This is a genomic window from Collinsella aerofaciens, from assembly GCF_041537385.1.
GTDB classification, from domain to species: Bacteria; Actinomycetota; Coriobacteriia; order Coriobacteriales; family Coriobacteriaceae; genus Collinsella; species Collinsella aerofaciens_BV.
Genome location: NZ_JBGORS010000001.1, coordinates 620,694 through 634,995, shown reverse-complemented (window position 1 = coordinate 634,995; position 14,302 = coordinate 620,694). Strand labels below are relative to the sequence as shown.

Annotated in this window: 13 protein-coding genes; 11 read left to right on the top strand and 2 right to left on the bottom strand. The window is 59.0% G+C overall.

Translation table 11 applies throughout. From position 1 onward, the window contains the following. Nucleotides 1-51: 51 nt before the first annotated feature. From rnd to ACEG18_RS02825, 9 genes are all read left to right on the top strand, one after another. Nucleotides 52-1,185 (top strand): ribonuclease D, encoded by a 1,134-nt coding sequence (gene rnd, locus ACEG18_RS02865; RefSeq protein WP_006234315.1) that lies wholly within the window; start codon nucleotides 52-54, stop codon nucleotides 1,183-1,185. 64 nt (nucleotides 1,186-1,249) lie between these two features. Beyond that, the gene (locus ACEG18_RS02860) at nucleotides 1,250-1,954 is read left to right on the top strand and encodes a zinc metallopeptidase (protein WP_372541167.1); all 705 of its coding nucleotides are present in this window, start codon (nucleotides 1,250-1,252) and stop codon (nucleotides 1,952-1,954) included. A gap of 115 nt (nucleotides 1,955-2,069) precedes the next feature. Next, nucleotides 2,070-3,521, top strand: a complete 1,452-nt coding sequence (gene xseA, locus ACEG18_RS02855) for an exodeoxyribonuclease VII large subunit (RefSeq protein WP_372541166.1) — start codon at nucleotides 2,070-2,072, stop codon at nucleotides 3,519-3,521. Nucleotides 3,522-3,563: 42 nt separating this feature from the next. Then, nucleotides 3,564-3,830, top strand: a complete 267-nt coding sequence (gene xseB, locus ACEG18_RS02850) for an exodeoxyribonuclease VII small subunit (RefSeq protein WP_006234311.1) — start codon at nucleotides 3,564-3,566, stop codon at nucleotides 3,828-3,830. Nucleotides 3,831-3,879: 49 nt separating this feature from the next. Continuing rightward, nucleotides 3,880-4,215 carry a histidine triad nucleotide-binding protein gene (locus ACEG18_RS02845; RefSeq protein ID WP_035137921.1) on the top strand — a complete coding sequence of 112 codons (336 nt, stop codon included), beginning with the start codon at nucleotides 3,880-3,882 and terminating at the stop codon, nucleotides 4,213-4,215. 41 nt (nucleotides 4,216-4,256) lie between these two features. Further along, nucleotides 4,257-5,147, top strand: coding sequence for a LysR family transcriptional regulator (locus tag ACEG18_RS02840; protein WP_372541165.1), 891 nt, complete (start codon nucleotides 4,257-4,259; stop codon nucleotides 5,145-5,147). Nucleotides 5,148-5,266: 119 nt separating this feature from the next. Then, nucleotides 5,267-6,418 carry an MFS transporter gene (locus tag ACEG18_RS02835; protein WP_372541164.1) on the top strand — a complete coding sequence of 384 codons (1,152 nt, stop codon included), beginning with the start codon at nucleotides 5,267-5,269 and terminating at the stop codon, nucleotides 6,416-6,418. Nucleotides 6,419-6,547: 129 nt separating this feature from the next. Further along, nucleotides 6,548-7,726: an acetate/propionate family kinase gene (locus ACEG18_RS02830; protein ID WP_006234305.1), complete on the top strand. Its 1,179-nt coding sequence runs from the start codon at nucleotides 6,548-6,550 to the stop codon at nucleotides 7,724-7,726. A 164-nt stretch (nucleotides 7,727-7,890) separates the two neighbouring features. Next, nucleotides 7,891-9,069: an acetate/propionate family kinase gene (locus tag ACEG18_RS02825; RefSeq protein WP_372541163.1), complete on the top strand. Its 1,179-nt coding sequence runs from the start codon at nucleotides 7,891-7,893 to the stop codon at nucleotides 9,067-9,069. A 352-nt stretch (nucleotides 9,070-9,421) separates the two neighbouring features. Here ACEG18_RS02825 and pta read toward each other — a convergent pair whose 3' ends face one another. Continuing rightward, the gene (pta, locus tag ACEG18_RS02820) at nucleotides 9,422-10,402 is read right to left on the bottom strand and encodes a phosphate acetyltransferase (RefSeq protein ID WP_372541162.1); all 981 of its coding nucleotides are present in this window, start codon (nucleotides 10,400-10,402) and stop codon (nucleotides 9,422-9,424) included. 231 nt (nucleotides 10,403-10,633) lie between these two features. Here pta and glf point away from each other — a divergent pair, with 231 nt between their 5' ends. Further along, nucleotides 10,634-11,836, top strand: a complete 1,203-nt coding sequence (glf, locus tag ACEG18_RS02815; protein ID WP_372541161.1) for a UDP-galactopyranose mutase — start codon at nucleotides 10,634-10,636, stop codon at nucleotides 11,834-11,836. Beyond that, nucleotides 11,829-12,860, top strand: a complete 1,032-nt coding sequence (locus ACEG18_RS02810) for a glycosyltransferase family 2 protein (protein ID WP_372541160.1) — start codon at nucleotides 11,829-11,831, stop codon at nucleotides 12,858-12,860. Before glf ends, ACEG18_RS02810 begins: the two co-directional genes overlap by 8 nt. Nucleotides 12,861-13,232: 372 nt before the next feature. On the opposite strand, the gene ACEG18_RS02805 is transcribed toward ACEG18_RS02810, so the two are convergent. Beyond that, the gene (locus tag ACEG18_RS02805) at nucleotides 13,233-14,234 is read right to left on the bottom strand and encodes a P1 family peptidase (protein WP_372541159.1); all 1,002 of its coding nucleotides are present in this window, start codon (nucleotides 14,232-14,234) and stop codon (nucleotides 13,233-13,235) included. Nucleotides 14,235-14,302: the final 68 nt, after the last annotated feature.

The following is a 14,302-nucleotide window of genomic DNA, read 5'->3' as shown; positions in this document are numbered from 1 at the left end:
GCCGATATCCTACCCGTGTTTTTCGGGCCTAACCTTATTCGATGGGTTGATATGTACATTTCCACACATCAGGCTCTACTCGACTTTTGCCAGCGCGCCCGCGAGTTCGACGCGATTGCCGTCGATACCGAGTTTTTGCGCGAGCGCACGTTCCATCCGCGTCTGTGTCTGGTTCAGATAGCCACCCCTGCCGAGAGCGTCGCGGTCGATCCTCTGGTGATCGACGACCTGTCGCCGCTGGCCGAGCTTATGGCCGACGAGAGCGTGACCAAAGTCTTCCACGCCTGCTCGCAGGATATGGAGGTCATGCTCCATACCGTGGGCGTGCTGCCGCGTCCGATTTTTGACACGCAGGTGGCCGCCGCCTTTTTGGGCGAGCGCCAGCAGATTTCCTACGGCGCGCTCGTGCAGACGTTTTGCGGCGTCTCGCTGCCCAAGACTGAGTCACTGACCGACTGGTCGCGTCGCCCACTGACCGATAAGCAGATTGAGTACGCGATCGATGACGTCAAGTACCTGATCGTCGCCTATACCGAGATGATGAGCCGCCTGCGCGAGCTGGGCCGCGTGGACTGGGTGCTCGACGAGCTGCGCCCGCTGGCTGACGAGTCGCACTATCGCGCCGATCGCCACGAGGCGTTCCGTAAGGTCAAACGCATCAATTCGTGCAGCCGTCACCAGTTGGGCATCGCGCGCGAGCTCGCCGCCTGGCGCGAGGACCGCGCCGAGCGCCGTAACATCCCGCGCAAGTGGGTCATGTCCGACGACACGCTGCTTGCGCTCGTTAAGCGCAATCCTGTGCGCGTTGAGGAGTTCCGTAGCATTCGCGGTACCGACCAGTTGGGGGAGCGCGACGTGGACGGTGCGCTCATGGCCATCAAGCGTGGCGCAAGCTGCCCGCACGATCGTCTGCCGCTCATGGTGCGTGGGCATCGCCAGATCTCGCCGGAGCTGGAGAGCGTGACGGACCTCATGTATGCGCTTATTCGCCTGGTTGCCGAACGCTCGGGCGTGGCGACCTCGGTCATTGCCTCGCGCGATGACCTGGCTGACTACATTGAGCATCCCGAGCAGAGCCCCCTGCGTGAAGGCTGGCGTTTTGAGCTCGTGGGCTCGCGTCTGGACGATCTGCTTTCCGGCAATATGGGACTCACCGTGAAGGACGGCAAAATCGAGCTCCTGTAAGGAAGCCTAGCCGCTTGAGTGGGTAGAATGCCTCCAACGTGTAACTCGATTCGGAGGAATTCGCATGCCTTATTACTATGGATACGGCTTTGGTATCGACCCGCTGTACCTGCTGGTTGTTCTTGTCTGCACGGTGCTTGGCCTTGCCGCGCAGAGCTATATCAATTCGACGTACAAGACGTGGTCCAAGGTTCGCTCGGACGGCGACACGGGCGCCACGGTCGCTCGCCGCATGCTCGACGTCAACGGCTGCAATGCCGTGGGTATCAAGGGCGTCGCTGGTGAGCTTACCGACCACTACAACCCGCAGGACAACAATTTGTATCTGTCGGATTCCAACCGTTCGGGCGGCTCGGTCGCAAGCGTTGCTGTCGCTTGTCACGAGGCAGGCCATGCCGCGCAGCGTCAAAGCGGCTATGCCATGATGAAGGTACGCACCGCCCTCGTGCCGGTCGTCAACTTTACCCAGAACACTTGGACCATCGTGCTGCTCATGGGCCTGTTCATGAACATCGCGGGGCTCACGACTCTCGCACTGATCTTCTTCTCGTTTAGCGTGCTGTTCCAGCTCGTTACGCTGCCGGTCGAGATCGATGCCAGTCGCCGCGCCGTGGCGTATATCGAGCAGTCGGGCATGAGTTCCAAGCAGGTCAACGGTGCCAAGAAGGTGCTGACGGCAGCCGCGCTCACCTACGTGGCGGCGGCGCTCACCTCGATCGTTCAGCTGCTCTACCTGATGGCTCGCTACAACAGAAACTCCAACCGATAACAAATAGGACAGGCAGGCGCCGCGGGGATTCGTGTCCACGCGGCGCTGTACTATGTGTTGGACTTAAATATGCACGGGGCCGGAGCCTCTGTGCGCGATAACGAAAGGAGGCTGCGTGGCAGGCTGGAATCTGACCGGCAATACCGTTTCCGCCGAGTTCGACGGATCGGACGAGCAAGAGCGCAAAGAGCTCAGCGTGAGCCAAGCGGTGGAGATCGCCGCCGGCGCGCTCGATGCCATTCCGCAGCTGAGCGTTTTGGGTGAGGTCACGGGTTTTCGTGGTCCCAATGCCCGAAGCGGCCACTGCTACTTCCAAATCAAGGACGACTCGGCGGCCGTCGACTGCATCATCTGGAAGGGCGCCTACCTTAAGCGCACCTTCGATCTGCGCGACGGCATGCAGGTGAGCTTTAAGGGCAGCTTCAATCTCTACAAGCCCACGGGTCGCATGAGCTTTGTCGCTCGCTCGTTTTCGCTGGCGGGGGAGGGTCTGCTGCGTCAACAAGTGGCGCAACTGGCCGAAAAGCTGCGTCGCGAGGGCCTGATGGACGAAGCGCGCAAGCGCCGCATTCCGGTGTTTTGCTCGCGTGTGGCGGTCGTCACCTCGCTTTCGGGTGCCGTAATCGACGACGTCAAGCGTACCTTGCGCCGTCGCAACCCGCTCGTCGAGCTTGTCTGCGTGGGCGCAAAGGTCCAGGGCGAGGGTGCGCCGGCAGAGCTTATTGAAGGCTTGCGCCGCGCCGCTGCCATTACGCCGGCGCCCGATTGTATTTTGCTCGTGCGTGGCGGCGGTTCCTTTGAGGACCTCATGACCTTTAACGACGAGGAGCTTGCCCGCGCGGTGGCGGCTTGTCCTGTGCCCGTGGTGACCGGCATTGGCCATGAGCCCGATACCTCGATTTGCGACATGGTGAGCGACCGCCGCGCTTCCACGCCCACGGCGGCGGCCGAATCGGTGGCGCCGGCTATGACGGAGCTGGCAGATGTGCTCGAGGCGCGCCATCAGCGTCTGGGTGCCGCGATGGCATCGATGATTGGGTCGGCCCAGGTCGACCTGGAGATGCTCGATCAGCGCGGTCGCCGTGCCTGGGATACCTATACGGCTCGCTTGGGCGATGCACTCGACGCCGCCGCATGCCGCCCGTGCCTCAACGACCCCACATTTATGGTTGAGCGTCGCGAATCGGAGCTTGCGCTGACTGCCGATCGCCTGTCAGGCGCCATAGTACGCTCGGTCGGGACATTCCGCTCCAACTTTGAGCGCCTGCCCGAGCGTCTGGTTGCAAGCATCTCGGGGCTCGATGGCAAGCGCCATGCGCTCACACTTGCGAGTTCCCGTCTGGAGCATCAGGGGCGCACGATGCTCAACAAACCCGCGTCCGACCTGGGCCGTGCGGCAGCCTCGCTCGATGCCCTGTCGCCGCTCAAGGTGCTTGCTCGCGGCTATTCCATCGCGTACAGCGATGATGGTGTGGCTACGAGTGCCAAGACCTTTAAGCCTGGCGACGCCATTCGCGTCCGCATGGCAGACGGCAACGTGGCGGCAACGGTCGATACGGTCGAGTAACCCGCGTTTCATTGCGATAAACCTTTAGGAAAGGAAACAGATATGGCAGAGAAGACCCCGGTCGAGCAGCTTACGTACAAGCAGGCCTCGCAGGAGCTGGAGCTCATCATCCGCAGCCTGGAGTCGGGCGATATGGAGCTCGAGGAGTCGCTCGAGAGCTACACCCGCGGCGTCGAGCTCCTCAAGAGCCTGCGCACCCGCTTGTCCGATGCCGAGCAGAAGGTCTCGGTACTCCTTAAGGACGTCGACGGCAACGACGTGCTCGCCGACGGCGAGGCCGCCAACACGGACGACAACCTCTCGTTCTAAGCATCTCGACCAAATATAATTACCTTGGTCTGTAAGAAAGGAACCAACCATGTGCGATTGCATCTTCTGCAAAATTGCCAACCACGAGATCCCCTCGACCGTTGTCTATGAGGACGACCAGGTCATCGCCTTCGACGACCTCAACCCACAGGCGCCGGTCCACACGCTCGTGATCCCCAAGAAGCACTACAGCGACATCGCCGACAACGTACCTGCCGAGACCATGGGCGCCATGGCTCACGCCATCCAAGAGGTCGCCAAGGCCAAGGGTCTGGAGGACGGTTTCCGCGTCATCTCCAACAAGGGTGTCAACGCCGGCCAGACCGTCATGCACTTCCACATGCACGTCCTCGGCGGCAAAAACCTGGGCGAGAACCTCATCTGAGGACGCGTAGCCCGTCGACTTGGCTGCCTTTGGAGTAATCTATGCAGCTTTCTCAACTCGAATACCTTCAAGCGGTAGCGAACTATGGCGGCGTGCGTAAAGCAGCTCGCGCCGTTCATGTGAGCCCGCAGGCCGTTTCGTCGGCAATCAAAAAGTTGGAATCTGAGTATCAGATTGTTTTGCTCGACCGATCGGCGGGGGAGGCTGTTTTGTCTCCGTCGGGCAGAGAATTTGCGCGTCGTGCACGCGTGATCCTGGCACAAGTCGACGATCTCAAAAAGTACGCCCAATCGAGGGACGACGGCGTCTCGCCCGATGGCCACTTTCGTCTTTACGCCCCCTGCCTTCATGGGCGGGGGCGCCTTTTTGCCGAAAACTGGTACGACTCGTTTGAAAGCTCGCACCCTCAGATTCACCTTGATGTGTGGCATCAGCCAACGGCAACATGCTTTGAATCACTTATACTTGGAATTTCGGACGCGGCTATCTCATTCGAGGAACCACGGGACAGCGTCCTTTCTTCAAAATATTTGGGTGAAAAGGAGCTCAAGGTTCTTTCATGCCCAGCGGGCCATCAATCTGTGGGCGCCATGACCATTCGCGAGTTACTGGGCGGCAGGCTCGCTGTTCCCATTAATTTGTCACCCTGTCTCAATGCGATCAACCAATGCCCTGAAGCCCAGCTCGTCAATTTTCGCTTCCGTGATGTTGAATACGGAAGCAGGGCTCAGACTGAGTTTCTTCAAGCCGGGGGATTGATATTGAGTTTGTCTGGGTCCTCTCTCGCATCGGATGGGTCAGAAGTGAGTGAGTGCTCCATTGAGGGTTCGCGTGATGTAACCTTGCCTATCTACTTTTGCTATCGGCAAAATTCCTGGACTGATCGACACCAGACGGTTTTTCTGCACCTATTGCGTCATCTTGCTTCGTGAGATTAATTGGCTTCGAGGCATCAAGTGATTATTGACGCCTTGTAACACATAGCTGACAGCTTTGCCCTCATGCTTTTCCAAGATTCCGATTTAGATTGCTGACTCTTGGAGGGCGGAGCATGAAAAACCGTACGGTTTTGCTTTATATGACGTTCGTTTTTCTGTCGAACTTCAGCACCATTTTGTATTTTCTGACGGTTTACCTTGAATTCGTCGGATTCTCGATGGTGGCGATTTCTAGCATGATGATTGCATACCAAGTGAGCAAGTTCATTCTTGAGGTTCCTACTGGTTATATTGCTGACAGGTTTGGACGAAAAGTGAGCGGTCTCGTTGGCGTCGTGGGGATGCTTGGATACTACGCTGCCCTGCTTCTTGTCCGTTCTCCTCTGCTTTTAATCGGTGCGTTCGCTCTCAAGGGTTTTGCCGTTGCATGTGTGAGCGGATCCATCGAAGCGATTTACATTGACAGCGTCTCTCAGGACCAGCTCATAAGACTTAATGTCGTTGAGCGATTTGTTTTCTATGCCTCTTATGCCATCTCCGCTTGCGTGGGCGGTTTCATTTCGTCCGCTGGTGCGTATCTCATTGGTCTTTCGGCAGATATCATCGCAATGGTGTTGACGTTGGTTGTCGTTGTCTGCATTCCTGAGATGCGAAGAGGGGGCACTGCGGGGACACCTGAGCGTGGAATTAGCCCGAAGATGATCGGTGCCGCTATTGCGGGTGATGGCATTCTTCGTTCAGCGTTCATCATGGACTGTTCTCAGGCATTTGCTTTTGTCGCCCTGGAAGACTTTTTCTCACTGTTGCTTGCGGGTCGCGGAATGAATGCCGTCGCTTCGGGTGTGATCATTGCGGTCCAGCTCCTTGCCTCGGCCTCCATGGGGCTTATTGTGCCCAGTGCGATTGCTCATGTCGACAAGGGCCGTTTTGCGCGTATTTGCGGCATCGTGCGCCTTTTCCTGACTGCTCTATTTTTGATTCCCTTTACTCCGGTCTATTTGCTGCCCGTGTTCTATGTGTTGCAGACGGTCGCCTACTCGTTATTTGCTCCAATTAAATACTCAATTTTTCAAAATGCTGCCGATTCTTCGATGCGCTGTTCACTGATTTCGGTTCAAAGCCAGATGGTGGCGGTGGGTGCCATCCTTTTCTATCTGTTCAATGCTGCGTTGAGCAGCATCGCGGACATTCGAGTCATATTGCTTGTCGCGCTCGGGATTTCTTCTTTGGCGTATATCCCCGCGCTCTTTCGTCTTACAAGCTAAAGGACATGAGCATTTAGGCGCCGATAACTTATATATCAACGCAATAAACCCGAGCGCGAGGGCGTTTGGGTTTATTATTGAAGCGTATGTAACCTGGCGGCGCCACACCGCCTGTTAGTAGGGAGACACATGAACGTTCTGGTCGTCAACGCAGGATCTTCGACCCTTAAGTATCAGGTCATCGATACCAAGTCCCACAAGGTGTCCGCAAAGGGCTCCTGCGAGCGCGTCTGCTTTACCGGCGGTACCTTCACCCACGCTGCCAACGGCTCCAAGAAGGTGACCGAGAACATCGAGTTCCCCGACCACAAGGTCGCCATCGAGGTCGTCCTGAAGGACCTCGAGGCCAACGGCGTCAAGATCGAGGGTATCGGCCACCGTATCGTTCAGGGCGGTTGGTACTTTGGCGATTCCTCCCTCGTCGACGAGGACGTCCTCGCCAAGATCCGCGAGGTCGCTCCGCTCGCCCCGCTGCACAACAACCCCGAGGCCAATGTTATCGAGTACTGCCTGGAGCAGTATCCCGACCTGCCCAACGTCACGGTTTACGACACCGCTTTCCACTTCAACATGCCCGAGGTCGCCAAGACCTACGCCCTGCCCAAGGATGTTTGCGACAAGCTGCACATCCGTAAGTACGGCGCCCACGGCACCAGCTATCGCTACATCTCCAAGAAGGTCGCCGAGATGACCAACGGCGAGGCCCGCAAGGTCGTCGTGTGCCATATCGGTTCCGGCGCTTCCCTGTGCGCCATCGAGGACGGCAAGTGCATGGACACCACCATGGGCTTGACGCCGCTCGACGGTGTCATGATGGGCACCCGCTGCGGCTCTATCGACCCGGCCACCGTGTGCTACCTGCAGCGCGAGGGCGGCTACACCTTCGACGAGGTCGACGAGATGATGAACAAGAAGTCCGGCCTTTTGGCTGTGACCGGCGGCAAGACCAACGACTGCCGCAACGTCGAGGAGCTCGCCGCCGCTGGTGACCCCGAGGCCCAGCTCGCCTTCGATATGTTCGTCTACAAGATTGCCGCCAAGGCTGCCGAGATGGCCACCTCCATGTGCGGTATGGACACCCTGGTCTTCACTGCCGGCATCGGCGAGCACGCTCCGGCCGTCCGCGCCGGCGTGGCCGATCGTCTGGCCTTTATGGGCGTCAAGATGGATCATGCCCGCAACGCTCTGCGTGGCGACGGCGCTTGGTGCCTGTCTGCCAAGGATTCCAAGGTCAAGATCTTCGTTATCCCCACGGACGAGGAATTCATGATCGCTTCCGACGTCGAGCGCATCGTCAACGGCAAGTAATTGCAAAAGGGGAGGGGCTGGACGACCGAGCGCCGTTCGGCCCCTCTTTTGTGCTCGTTGGGCGATATGCCTGATAGTTATTTATTAAGCTGTGATAACTTCTTATTAACATGCGGCCGCCTTAAGGGGTCTGCGCCGACCGTATCGCACTGCAAAGGAGTCTCATGAACGTACTTGTTGTCAACGCCGGTAGCTCAAGCCTTAAATATCAGCTTTTGGATACCGATACCCGCGAGGTTTTCGCCAAGGGCAACTGCGAACGTATCGGTTCGGACATGGGCATCTTTGGCCACTCCGAGAACGGTGGCGCCAAGCAAACCGAGGAGGTCCCCTTCCCGGACCACCGTTCGGCTATCGCACGTGTGCTCGAGGAGCTCGAGAAGACCGACTTTACGATCGATGGCATTGGGCATCGTATCGTTCAGGGTGGCTGGTACTTCGATGATTCCGCGGTCGTCGACGATGAGGTCATGGCTAAGATCCTCGAGGTGGCACCGCTTGCTCCGCTGCACAACTACGGCGAGGCAGCGGCAATCGAGTATTGTCGCGAGAAGTATCCGGAGCTGCCCAACGTGGCCGTCTTCGACACCTCGTTCCACATGACTATGCCCGAGGTCGCCTACACCTACGCCCTGCCCAAGGACGTGTGTGACAAGTACCACGTGCGCAAGTACGGCGCCCACGGTACGAGCCACCGCTACGAGTGGATGATGGCCAAGGAGATCCTGGGCTCGCGCTGCCACCGTCTGCTTTCGTGCCATCTGGGCAACGGTGCCTCGCTTGCCGCCATCGAGGACGGTGTATGCCGCGATACCACGATGGGCCTCACGCCGCTCGACGGCCTGATGATGGGCACCCGTTGTGGTTCCATTGACCCGGCCACCGTGTGCTACCTGCAGCGCGAGGGCGGCTACAGCTACCAGGAAGTCGATGACATGATGAACAAGCAGTCCGGCCTGCTTGCCATCTCGGGCATCTCCAACGACGCCCGCGACATCCGTACGCGCGCCTCCGAGGGCGACGAGCGTTGCCTACTCGCCTTCGATATGTTCGCCTACAAGGCCATGCAGCAGGCCGGCTCCATGATCGCTTCCATGGCGGGCGTGGACACCATTACCTTTACCGCCGGCATTGGCGAGAATGACTGGTCGATCCGCAAGGCCTTCTGCGACTGCTTCGAGTGGCTGGGCGTGCGCATCGACAACAACAAGAACCGCGAGGCCGTGGGTAACGGCCCGCAGGTCATCAGCGCCGCCGGCTCTTCCGTCATGGTCATGGTCATCCCCACCGACGAGGAATACATGATCGCCCACGACGTCGAGCGCCTGACCAAGAACAACTAGTGCGTTCGCTTGCGATTGAACGAAAGGCCTCCTGGGCAGCAGCTCCGGAGGCCTTTTTGCTGACAGGCGGAAATTCCAGTCCCAAAGTGATCATCATCAGTAACGCCTGCGCTCCCAGCAACGACACCCATCCATTCAGATCCTCAGCCCCAGCTCGTAGCCAAGCCGCCGTCCACCCCAGATCCCCTGAATGCCACGTGACGGTAGAAGGCCGTACGGGCTAACCCCTGAAAACATTCCGCAGACCAGAAACGCCCCCGTTCGTAGCTCCGAAGGAGCAGAACGGGGGCGTTTCATTGGTCGAGGACGTTTTCAGGGGTTAGCCCGTACGGCCTTCGGGCGAGTGCGGACGCTACTCAGCCATCTGAGCCTGGACGGCGGTGATGGCCACGACACCCACGATGTCGTCGGCAGAGCAGCCGCGCGAAAGGTCGTTGACCGGCTTGGCGATGCCCTGCAGGATGGGGCCGTAGGCGTCGGCACCGGCGAAGCGCTGGACCAGCTTGTAGCCGATGTTGCCGGCCTCGAGGTCGGGGAACACGAGCACGTTGGCCTTGCCGGCGACAGAGGAGCCGGGAGCCTTGAGCTGAGCGACGGTGGGGACGATAGCGGCGTCGAGCTGCAGGTCGCCATCGATGGCGAGCTCGGGAGCCTTCTCCTTGCAGAACTTCACGGCCTCTTGGACCTTCTTGGCGACCTCGCCGCCGGCGGAGCCCATGGTGGAGTAGGAGAGCATGGCCACGTGCGGCTCAACGTTGCCCATGAAGGTGGACCAGGAGTGAGCGGAGGCGATGGCGATCTCGGAGAGCTCGTCGGAGGACGGGTTGATGTTGAGGCCGCAGTCGGCGAAGATCAGCGTGCCGTCGGTGCCGAACTGCGGGGTGTCGGTGCACATCACGAAGAAGGCCGAGACCAGCTTGGTACCCGGGGCGGTCTTGAGGATCTGAAGCGCGGGGCGCAGGGTGTCGGCGGTGGAGTGGCAGGCGCCGGAGACCAGGCCGTCGGCATCGCCCATCTTGACCATCATGGTGCCAAAGTAGGTGGCATCCATCACCTGGGCGCGAGCCTGCTCGATGGTAACGCCCTTCTTGGCGCGGAGCTCGGCAAACTTCTGTGCGTACTCCTCGTGCTTCTCGGCGTTGCGCGGATCGATGACGGTGGCGCCGGGGACGTTGATCTCGTTGGGATCGCCCAGGATGACGATGTTGGCCAGGCCTTCCTCGATGATCTTGTTGGCCGCGACGATGGTGCGCGGATCCTCGCCCTCGGGCAGGACGATGGTCTTAAGGTCGGCCTTGGCGGCAGACTTCATACGGTTTAGGAATTCGCTCATGTTACTCCTTGCAAGCGTTTCGCTAAGCTCCAGGCGCCCGGCTGTTCACGAATAAACCCGCTGCTAGCGGGTTTACCTTTCAATTATGTACGCCGCGGTGCTTGAGCTTTCCTTGTGTGGCAAGCTCATTATAGGACGCATTAGCGCTATAATCGCTCTGATAAATATGTCTCGAAGAATGTTCGAGAAAAGCCCAGCTAACGAGCCCGTGGCTTTTGACAAGGAGTATCGATGCAGATTACCTCAGGCCTGCCTGAAGGCTTTAACGCCGGCGCGTACGACATGATTGTCGTCGGTGCTGGATATGCCGGTGCCGTTTGCGCCCGCCGTCTTGCCGAGACCATCGGCTATCGTGTTGCCGTTTTGGAGCGCCGTAGCCACATTGCGGGCAATGCCTATGACTGCACTGACGAGGCCGGAATCCTGATCCACGAGTACGGTCCGCATATCTATCACACCTTTAACGAGCGCGTGCACAATTTCCTGTCGCGCTTTACCAAGTGGACGGATTATCAGCACAAGGTGCTCGCCAACATCAACGGCACCCTTATGCCCGTGCCCTTCAACCATGCGAGTCTCAAGCTCGCCTTTGGTGATGAGCGCGGCGAGGGGCTGTATCAGAAGCTCGTGGAGACCTTTGGCAAGGATGTCAAGGTGCCCATTATGGAGCTGCGTAAGAAGAACGACCCCGACTTGGCCGAGGTCGCCGATTACGTCTACGAGAACGTCTTTTTGCATTACACCATGAAGCAGTGGGGCCAGACGCCCGACCAGATCGATCCCTCGATCACCGGTCGCGTTCCCGTCTTTGTGGGCGACGATGACCGCTATTTCCCGCAGGCTCCCTTCCAGGGTATGCCGCAGGACGGCTACACGGCGCTGTTCGAGCATATGCTCGACCACGACCTGATCGACGTGTTCTGCGACGTGGACGCCCGCGATCTCTTCGAGATCGACGAGACAACCGTCAAGGTCGACGGTAAGGTCTACGGCGGCGAGATTGTCTATACCGGTCCGCTCGATGAGCTGTTCAACCTCGACCTGGGCGCGCTGCCGTACCGCACGCTCGACATGAAGTTCGAGACGCTCGATATGGACCAGTTCCAGCCCGTGGGCACCGTCAACTACACCACGAGCGAGGATTACACGCGCATCACCGAGTTCAAGAACATGACCGGTCAGGTCCTGCCCGGCAAGACCACCATCATGAAGGAGTACTCCAAGGCCTATACGCCCGGCTCGGGCGAGACGCCCTATTACGCCATTCTTGAGCCCGAGAACCGCGAGCTCTATGAGCGCTATCTTGAGCGCGTCCAGAACCTGACAAACTTCCACCCGGTGGGTCGTCTGGCCGAGTATCGTTACTACGATATGGATGCCGTGACCAATTCCGCCCTCGATCTTTCGGATGAGATTATCGCCTGCCATGCATAAAGTCATAACATTCGGTATTCCCTCGTATAACGCCGCTAAGGACATGGACCATTGCATCACCTCCATCTTGGAGGGGAGCAATTATGCCACCGATATCGAGATTATCGTGGTGGACGACGGCTCCAAGGATGAGACGGCCGCCAAGGCCGACGAGTGGGAGGCCCGTTATCCTGGAATCATCCGCGCGGTGCACCAGGAGAATGGCGGCCACGGTATTGCCGTCCTTTCGGGTCTGCGCGAGGCGCAGGGCACCTACTACAAGGTTGTCGACTCGGACGACTGGCTTGACGGCGCTGCCCTTTCGACCATGCTGTCGATTCTGCGCGGCTTTGAAGAGCGCGACCAGCGCGTTGACCTGTTTATCTCGAACTACGTGTACGAGAAGGTTTACGAGGGTACGCATACGGCCATTGGTTACAAGTTTGCCCTGGCTCGAAAAAAGATCTTTACCTGGGACCAGATCGGCCATTTCCGCCTGGACCAGAATCTGCTCATGCACAGCCTGTGCTATCGCACGGATGTGCTGCGCGAGTCCAACCTTCCCATGCCGCCGCACACGTTCTATGTGGACAACATCTACGCCTACGTGCCGCTGCCGCGTTGCAAGACCATGTACTACGCCGACATCGACCTCTATCGCTACTTTATCGGTCGCGAGGGCCAGAGTGTCAACGAGGCCACGATGGTCAAGCGTCTGGACCAGCAGTTCCGTGTTACGCGTATCATGATGGAGTCGTACCACCTGTACAGCGATGTCGAGTCGTCGCGTCTGCGTTCGTACATGATGGGTTATTTCACCATGATGATGGCGATCTGCTCGGTGCTTACTAAGCTTTCCGAGGAAGATTGCGCCGACGAGCGCCTAAAGACGCTGTGGAATGATTTGAAGGCCTATGACGAGCGTATGTATCGTCGTGCACGTTACGGTGTGGTCGGCTTCTTCACTAACCTCCGCGGTCGTGCCGGAGACAAAACCACACTCGGCCTATACCGTCTTGCCTCAAAGATCTTCAAATTCAACTAGCTGCTGAGTAATCGCTGCTGATAGGTTGACTGGGCCCCTTGGCCTTTAGTTTGCTACTGCGAACAGTCCTGCTCGCACGGAAAGCACATTAAGTGCTTTCCGGCTCGTGCGGAACTTGTATCAAACTAAAGGCCAAGGGGCCTCTGCTATAAGAATCGATTGTCAGGTTATTTGAATTTGAAGATCTTCGACGCGCGGTACACAGGGGCCTGGGCTGAAAAGATTTTGGTTGGTAGGTTGCCCGGTGGGTCTTGGTTATGTTTGTCGCGAGTTCCGCACGAGCCGAAGAGCACTTAATGTGCTCTTCGTGCGAGCCAGGACTGTAGAGCAGCAAACATAACCAAGACCCACCGGGCAACCGGACGAGCTAGTTTACTTCGCGGCGCCGGGGATGCCGTGGGAGGTTTTGGCGGTTTTGGCTCCGTTTACGATGGCGGTTTGCAAAGCCCTTACGGCGAGCATGCCCAGCAGGTCTAGGGGAACGGCGGCGCTTGCCTGGGCGCCCAGTTTGCCGCTGGCGAGGGTGTAGATGGTGTCGCCATCGTTGGTGGTGTGCGTGGGACGGATGGCGTGTGCGTAGGCGTCTGCGGCCATCTGAGAGACCTTGGTGGCCTGGGCCTTAGTGAGCTCCACGTTGGTGACGATGCAGCTGATGGTGGTGTTGGTGCGGTCGAGCGGCATCTGCATGGATCCGGCGGCGGCAAAGGCTGCGAGTTCCATGTCGACGATCTGGTCGCTATCGGCTGCGGCGCGCATACCGGCGACCCACTCGCCGGTGAAGGGGTCGACAACGTTGCCGCAGGCGTTGACCGAGACCACGGCGCCCACCTTGACGGGGCCGAGTGCCACGGCGGCGGCTCCAAGGCCAGCCTTCATGCAGGTGGCAGGTCCCATGAGCTTACCTACGGTGGCGCCGGTGCCGGCGCCCACGTTGCCCTGCTCGAGCGAGGCAGGGGTGTGGTCGAGCGCCTCGCGCACGGCGGCGATGCCGGCCTCAATGTCGGGGCGAACGGTGGGGTTACCAAAGGCGAGGTCGAAGATACAGCTGGAGCACACGATAGGCACCTGCGTGGGGCCGACGGGCAGACCAATGCCGCGGCTCTCGAGTTCGCGGGCCACGCCGCTTGCGGCTTCGAGGCCAAAGGCCGATCCGCCCGAAAGGCAGACGGCGTGGACCTTATCAACGGTGTTTTCGGGACGCAGCAGGTCGGTCTCACGCGAAGCGGGAGCGCCACCACGTACGTCAACGCCACCGGTGGCACCCTCGGGCGCCACGATTACGGTGCAGCCGGTGCCAGCCTCCTCGTCCGTATAGTTGCCAAAGCAAAAGCCATCGACATTGCAAACATCGATGGCTTCGAGCAGTGTGTCCATGTTTTCTCCTATCGGTTTTCCGCCGGGCCTTATGCCCGGTCGGGATCCGTACGGTACGGCAAAATTGT

Coding starts and splice junctions, on each gene's coding strand:
- rnd (WP_006234315.1), top strand. CDS start 52: ATGTACATTTCCACACATCAGGCTCTACTCGACTTTTGCCAGCGCGCC.
- ACEG18_RS02860 (WP_372541167.1), top strand. CDS start 1,250: ATGCCTTATTACTATGGATACGGCTTTGGTATCGACCCGCTGTACCTG.
- xseB (WP_006234311.1), top strand. CDS start 3,564: ATGGCAGAGAAGACCCCGGTCGAGCAGCTTACGTACAAGCAGGCCTCG.
- ACEG18_RS02845 (WP_035137921.1), top strand. CDS start 3,880: ATGTGCGATTGCATCTTCTGCAAAATTGCCAACCACGAGATCCCCTCG.
- ACEG18_RS02840 (WP_372541165.1), top strand. CDS start 4,257: ATGCAGCTTTCTCAACTCGAATACCTTCAAGCGGTAGCGAACTATGGC.
- ACEG18_RS02835 (WP_372541164.1), top strand. CDS start 5,267: ATGAAAAACCGTACGGTTTTGCTTTATATGACGTTCGTTTTTCTGTCG.
- ACEG18_RS02830 (WP_006234305.1), top strand. CDS start 6,548: ATGAACGTTCTGGTCGTCAACGCAGGATCTTCGACCCTTAAGTATCAG.
- ACEG18_RS02825 (WP_372541163.1), top strand. CDS start 7,891: ATGAACGTACTTGTTGTCAACGCCGGTAGCTCAAGCCTTAAATATCAG.
- pta (WP_372541162.1), bottom strand. CDS start 10,402: ATGAGCGAATTCCTAAACCGTATGAAGTCTGCCGCCAAGGCCGACCTT.
- glf (WP_372541161.1), top strand. CDS start 10,634: ATGCAGATTACCTCAGGCCTGCCTGAAGGCTTTAACGCCGGCGCGTAC.
- ACEG18_RS02810 (WP_372541160.1), top strand. CDS start 11,829: ATGCATAAAGTCATAACATTCGGTATTCCCTCGTATAACGCCGCTAAG.
- ACEG18_RS02805 (WP_372541159.1), bottom strand. CDS start 14,234: ATGGACACACTGCTCGAAGCCATCGATGTTTGCAATGTCGATGGCTTT.